We start from the raw sequence: 6,601 nt of genomic DNA, 5'->3' as shown, positions 1-6,601 counted from the left end.
CTGGAAAGATACCAAGCGCACAGGGCGTGCATCTGTGAAAGTGTTATGGCAAGGATGGCTTAAGTTACAAGCCATCCTGGAAGGCTACGATTTAGCAAAATCTCTTGAGTCAGACTTGTGATCAAGAGACAGCTTTTTAGTGCCTTTTTTTATTTATTTTTAATTTTTTAAAATTAATCTCTTGAAAACAATTTTACCGTCCATATATAGTTAAGTAGGACGCCTGATGGGTCCTAAATTAAACTTAAATAATTGAAATTTATATTATTAATTAAACTTTGCTTGAGCTTGTTCAATAGAAAAGCACATGCAAAATATCGCTTAAATATGAGGATATTATTATGCGTACAGTAGACTTATCACCACTTTATCGTTCATTTATCGGCTTCGAACATTTAGCATCACTTATGGATGCGGCAGCTAATACAGATAAGCAGCCAAGTTTTCCTCCTTACAACATAGAAGCACTCGATAAAGACAAATACAGAATCACTATGGCCGTTGCCGGTTTTAGCGATAACGAATTAACCATTGAGTCAGAAAATAACACATTAAAAGTTACAGGTACTAAAGCAAATAAAGATGAAAACGCAGAGCGTAAATTTATTCATCAAGGTATTGCTGAGCGTAACTTTGAACGTAAATTCCAGTTAGGAGATCATGTAAAAGTACTTGGCGCAGATTTAGCCAATGGCTTACTAAGTATTGACTTAGAACGTGAAATCCCTGAAGCGCTAAAACCACGTAAAATTGAAATTGGTAATAGCAATCTAATAGAAGGTAAATAATCTTCTAAAGTACATATTCCCCTGATTACTTAGCCGCCTCATTCGAGGCGGCTTTTTTGTTTACAGCGCTTCTAAATTATTAAGGTAGTAGGTTGCTTGTTGCAGCGTTTGTTCTTGGAGTGTTTTTTCTTGTTTATCCCAGTTTTTATATACCATACCAATACGAGGGTTCTTTTCTAGCCTGTCTCTGTGTTTATTCATGAAATGCCAGTACAGACTATTTAGCGGGCAAGCTTTATCACCTACTTTTTGTTTTACATCGTACTGACAGCTTTTGCAGTAATCGCTCATCTTATTAATGTAGTTACCGCTTGCAGCATAAGGTTTAGTCGCAATTATTCCATCATCGGCAAACTGGCTCATTCCTCGGGTGTTGGGCATCTCTACCCACTCTATGGCATCGATATAAACACCTAGGTACCAATTATCTACGTCATCAGGGTTTATTCCTGTAAGCATGCAAAAGTTTCCAATAACCATTAGGCGTTGAATATGGTGGGCATAAGCGGTTTCAAGGCTTTGTTTTAATGAGTGGCTTAGGCAATTCATTTTTGTAGAGCTGTTCCAAAAATAAGATGGTAGTGTGTTTTTGGCTTGTAGTTGATTTTTAACAGCGTAGTCGGGCATGTTAATCCAATAAATGGCACGTACATATTCTCTCCAACCTAATATTTGCCTAGTAAAGCCCTCTACTTGCGAGAGGGATATTTCACTGGGTCTTTGTTCGTATTCTCTTATTACACGTTTGATTACATATAACGGGTGGAGTATTTTTGCGTTTAGGGCAAACGATAATCGGCTATGGTACAAGCTGGTATTATTTTTACTTTGATCTGTCATCGCATCTTGAAAGTGACCAAAGCAACTAAGTAAATGCTCGCAAAAGTATTCGAGAGATTCAATGGCTTGTTTACGCGTTGTTGGCCACTCTAGTTTCTGATCGGCTATTTCGCCAAAGTAAACGATCTTGTGCTTATTTAAGCGAGAAATGATGCTCTTGACATTATTATTGAATAGCTTAGGTTTTGGTATACACGCTAAGTCAGCTTTGGAAAATTTATTACGATTATTACTGTCAAAATTCCATTTGCCACCGGTTGGCTTAGTATCATCAACTAATATATTAAACTGCTTACGCATAGCACGATAGAAGTGCTCCATTGTCACATGCTTGTTTTTTGTAAAGCGTGTTTTTATATCAGTGAACGGTAATAAAAAATGTTCAGTATCTGTGGCAATTACATCAAATGAGCCATCACTTTTAAACTTAGCTAATTGGGACTTAAGCCTAAACTCATCAGGGTATTGATATTCAATAGTTTCGCATTGGTATTTATCGGAAATTCGCTTGAGTAATTCAATTAAGTCTTTGTCGTCAGCGGTATCGTCAAGTGTTAAATGCAAAACATTAAAACCTGCCGTTTTTAATGCAGTTGCAAAGTTTTCCATAGCATTAAAAAAAGCACACAGTTTTTGAATGTGATGCTTAACGTAGTCGGTTTCTTGTTTTAATTCTGCGATGAGATAAAGCGTGTCGTCGTCTTTTTGTTTATACCATGAATGAGATGGGTTTAGCTGATCGCCTAGTATTAATCTAAGTGTTTTGTGATGGGTCATAGTAAAGCCAAATTTTTTTATACGGGCATAGTTAATTAAACGATCGTTTTAATATTTTACAACAAGCAAATAGGAGTAATTAAGTGCATAACGACAATAGTTTGCTGTTTTTAATGCTTGGGATTAGTTGTTTCTTGAGTTTAATAATAGATTAGTAAAACGAATAGAGGCGGTAAATAACGCAATACATTGTGCTGTTAGCAATAGGGCAAAAAAGTTTAACCGCATATCGAGGCGTTTTGACCATGGTGTTAAAATGAGCATAATTAAGGGGAGATTAAGTAAATTAAGTCTCCCCCCCAATTGAATATCTAAATTTTATTACTTTGCTTTTGCTGCATTCTTTGTTGTAACGAAACCACATTGGTAACGTTGAAAAGAACATTGCTTGCAAAGCTTTCAAAGTACCTAAGCGCTTTTTTCCAAGCGAGCTGACTCTCAGTAGTAAAATGTTTACCAAGGTGCTCTTCAAGGGTTTCGTAAAAAGCGTTAGATAAAAGGGCAATGTCACTGTGTGAAGCGCCGCTTTTTTTTAGATACATTAAATGGTGAGCTAAAAAAGGAGCTACCGATGCTGGTTTATCTAAATGTTTAACAATTCGTTCTAACACGCAAAAGAGGGTAAAGCTCTTTTCGTTAAACTGTAAGGCCGTCGGGTAATTCATCTCAATACTAGATTGGGCTAATTTACTATGAAACTTAGCCGTAAACGCATGAAAGTTAGGCTTAATAATTGTTAAGTTATTTAATAATGCTGATTGTTGTTGATTCATTTTTATCTCGTTGCAGTGAGTAATAACTATTATTATCAAGTAGGAATAAAGTTGATTATAGCGGGCAGTTCAAATTCTGCACGTTTTTTTAGTGTGAAAGTATGGCTTTTTGTTATATCTATTTACTTTCTGGTAATTAGTGAGCCTTTAAAACGTATTTTAAGAGTTATTAAACTTCAGTTTATCTGATTTTTATCCTGAAATAATAAGCTACTACATTTTATGACTCAAGTATGGGAATTTTATAAAGTTGGCTGATTACTTATGTTACTTACATATACATTAAATTAGCATCCTGACGAATTGCAAATTTTATAAACTAATTGCGTATTATAGTTGCTAATTATCCTGTACATCCTTATAATAGCGGCCATTGTTTAGCGTGTTGTATAACAGCTAACAGCGATATTAAATTTAAGGTTTGATATCTATTGGCGCGGGATGGAGCAGTCTGGTAGCTCGTCGGGCTCATAACCCGAAGGTCGTCGGTTCAAATCCGGCTCCCGCAACCAATTCTACTAGTAGGTATTACCTTACTAATTTATATCGCGCATTCTAAGTAATGCGCGTTTTGCGTTTTAGGCTATGTAGTTTAATTAGGTCAGTTTACTGACTCGCAACCAAGCTTGGCCCTCGGCCACACAGTTTTATGCTTTATTGGTGTGACGCCCCGCTTGGTTCGGGGCGTTGTTGTATCTGCACCTTACGATTTGTGGCAATTGCTATCAAATTAAAATTTAAACTCAGTATTTTAGGGCTATAAGCCCTTTTTTTGTTTGTATGGAGGATTTTCGTGACAAAACTTGAACAAGATTTAGTAACCATGTTAACGCCTGCGGTAGAAATGTTAGGCTTTGAGTTGCATGGTCTTGAATTTGTACAAGCGGGTCGCCATTCTACCTTAAGAGTATATATTGCTCATGAGGATGGGATCTCAGTTGATAACTGTGCGGATGCCAGTCGCCAAATTAGTGCGATTTTAGACGTCGAAGACCCAATTACAAATGAATATGATTTGGAAGTATCGTCTCCTGGTGTTGATCGTCTATTATTCAAACAAGATCACTACGAGCAGGCGCAAGGAGAGGAAGTACGCGTGCGTACTAAACTTCCACAGGATGGTCGTCGTAATTTTAAGGGCGACTTAGTAGCAGTTAGCAGCGATATGATCACACTATCTAGCGATGGTGCAGAGCATCTGATCATGCTTAGTAACATCGAACGTGCGAATTTAATCGCGAAGTTTTAAATTCGAGTGCGAAGGAATAGGGCAAGCGAGGCATTACCCATGGCAAAAGAGATATTATTGGTTGCTGAAGCCGTTTCCAATGAGAAAGCGGTTCCAAAAGAAAAGATTTTTGAAGCTCTAGAGTTCGCTCTAGCGACAGCGACAAAGAAAAAACACGATGGCGAAATTGAAGTACGTGTAGCAATTGACCGTAAAACCGGTGATTACGATACGTTCCGTCGCTGGCAAATTGCCGCTGTATTAGAAGATGGTTCTTTAGAGAACCCATACAGCGAAATCACTCTAGAAGCAGCACAGGTTGAAGAACCTGATTTGCAAATGGGTGATTATGTTGAAGAGCAAATTGACTCAATCAAATTTGACCGTATTACAACACAAATGGCTAAGCAAGTTATCGTACAAAAAGTACGTGAAGCTGAGCGCGCTTTAGTTGTTGAAGCATACAAAGATCAAGAAGGCGAGCTGGTAACGGGTGTTGTTAAAAAAGCAACTCGCGATGCAATCGTACTTGATTTAGGTAACAACGCAGAAGCGGTAATTTACCGTGATGACATGTTGCCACGTGAAAACTTCCGCCCGGGTGATCGAATCCGTGGTCTTTTATATGAAGTTAAACCTGAAGCACGCGGTGCACAATTATTTGTAACGCGCTCTAAACCTGAAATGCTAATGGAATTATTCCGCATTGAGGTGCCAGAAATTGGCGAAGAGATGATTGAGTTACGTGCAGCTGCACGTGATCCAGGTTCACGCGCTAAAATTGCTGTTAAATCTAACGACAAACGCATTGATCCAATTGGTGCATGTGTTGGTATGCGTGGCGCACGAGTTCAAGCTGTATCGTCTGAGCTTGGTGGTGAGCGTGTTGATATCGTACTTTACGATGACAACCCAGCACAATTTGTTATCAATGCAATGGCGCCAGCAGAAGTTGCTTCAATCGTAATGGATGAAGACACTCACTCAATGGATATTGCTGTAGAAGCCGATAACCTAGCACAAGCAATTGGTCGTAATGGTCAGAATGTTCGTTTAGCAAGCCAATTAACTGGCTGGGAACTGAACGTAATGACTGTTGAAGACATGCGTACTAAAAATGAAGCTGAATCTGATAAGTTACTTAACTTATTCACTGAAAATTTAGATATAGATGATGAGTTTGCATCATTACTTATTAACGAAGGTTTCTCGACACTTGAAGAAGTGGCGTATGTACCTGCGTCTGAATTTTTAGAAATTGATGGTCTTGATGAAGAGACTGTAGATTTATTGCGTTCACGCGCAAAAGATGCATTGACAACTAAAGCACTTAAAACGGAAGAAAGCTTAGATGGCGCAGAGCCTGCTGAAGACTTACTTGCGCTTGAAGGCTTAGAGCGTCACTTAGCATTTGTTATGGCAAGCAAAGGTGTTGTTACACTTGAAGACTTGGCAGAGCAAGGTATTGACGAATTAGTTGATATCACAGAACTTTCATCTGAAAAAGCGGGTGAACTGATTATGGCTGCACGAAACATTTGTTGGTTTGCAGACGAGTAATTTATTAACGGAGGTATTACACACTATGGCAGAAGTAAATGTTGAAAAACTAGCCGGCGATATAGGTACAACTGTTGATAAATTGCTACAGCAGTTTTCACAAGCAGGTATCACTAAGCAAGCAACTGATAACGTAACAGAAGCTGAAAAAGCAACGTTACTTGATCATTTAAGTAAGCATCATGGTGGTACAGGTTCAGATGGCCCAGCGCGTATGACTTTACAACGTAAGAGCAAAAGCACATTAAGTGTGACTGGTTCTACGGGTAAAGCTAAAGATGTTCAAGTTGAAGTTCGTAAAACACGTACCTACGTGAAGAAAAGCGCAATGGAACAAGAACAAGAGCAAGCACGCTTAGCCGCTGAAGAAAAAGCCCGTCTTGAACAGCAACAAAAAGCTGAACAAGAAGCCGCAGAATTAAAAGCGAAACAAGAGGCAGAACGTAAAGCGAAAGAAGAAGCTGACCGTAAAGCCAAAGAAGAAGCTAAACGCAAAGCTGATGCAGAGCGTAAAGCGAAACAAAAGCAGATGACCCCAGAGCAAAGTGCTAAGTCTGAGAAAGATCGCATAGAAGCTGAGCGTCTGCAAAAAGAAGCAGAAGAGGCCGCATTGAAGAAAGCTGAAGAAGAAGCGA

The 6,601-nt window shown here is 38.7% G+C and carries 6 protein-coding genes and 1 tRNA gene; 5 read left to right on the top strand and 2 right to left on the bottom strand.

The window, feature by feature from the left end; genetic code table 11:
- Positions 1-341: 341 nt before the first annotated feature.
- Positions 342-788, top strand: coding sequence for an Hsp20 family protein (locus H5089_RS19960; RefSeq protein WP_024595972.1), 447 nt, complete (start codon positions 342-344; stop codon positions 786-788).
- Positions 789-848: 60 nt separating this feature from the next.
- On the opposite strand, the gene H5089_RS19955 is transcribed toward H5089_RS19960, so the two are convergent.
- Together H5089_RS19955 and H5089_RS19950 are read right to left on the bottom strand one after the other, a co-directional pair.
- Positions 849-2,405 carry a cryptochrome/photolyase family protein gene (locus tag H5089_RS19955; RefSeq protein WP_182712951.1) on the bottom strand — a complete coding sequence of 519 codons (1,557 nt, stop codon included), beginning with the start codon at positions 2,403-2,405 and terminating at the stop codon, positions 849-851.
- 311 nt (positions 2,406-2,716) lie between these two features.
- The gene (locus H5089_RS19950; protein ID WP_002958480.1) at positions 2,717-3,178 is read right to left on the bottom strand and encodes a globin domain-containing protein; all 462 of its coding nucleotides are present in this window, start codon (positions 3,176-3,178) and stop codon (positions 2,717-2,719) included.
- 435 nt (positions 3,179-3,613) lie between these two features.
- Between H5089_RS19950 and H5089_RS19945 the strand changes: the two genes are divergently transcribed.
- The 4 genes from H5089_RS19945 to H5089_RS19930 form a co-directional block, all read left to right on the top strand.
- Positions 3,614-3,690 (top strand) — tRNA-Met (locus tag H5089_RS19945).
- A gap of 281 nt (positions 3,691-3,971) precedes the next feature.
- Complete coding sequence (rimP, locus tag H5089_RS19940) at positions 3,972-4,427, top strand: ribosome maturation factor RimP (RefSeq protein WP_002958482.1); 456 nt, start codon at positions 3,972-3,974, stop codon at positions 4,425-4,427.
- A gap of 39 nt (positions 4,428-4,466) precedes the next feature.
- Positions 4,467-5,966, top strand: coding sequence for a transcription termination factor NusA (nusA, locus tag H5089_RS19935; protein WP_002958483.1), 1,500 nt, complete (start codon positions 4,467-4,469; stop codon positions 5,964-5,966).
- 25 nt (positions 5,967-5,991) lie between these two features.
- Positions 5,992-6,601: translation initiation factor IF-2 associated domain-containing protein (locus H5089_RS19930; protein WP_182712950.1), on the top strand; the 610-nt coding region annotated here is incomplete at its 3' end.

Origin of the sequence: Pseudoalteromonas sp. SR45-1 (assembly GCF_014163655.1) — a bacterium.
Lineage (GTDB): Bacteria > Pseudomonadota > Gammaproteobacteria > Enterobacterales > Alteromonadaceae > Pseudoalteromonas > Pseudoalteromonas distincta.
Note: the sequence above shows the minus strand (reverse complement) of the source record. Positions and strands in the feature narration are given on the sequence as shown.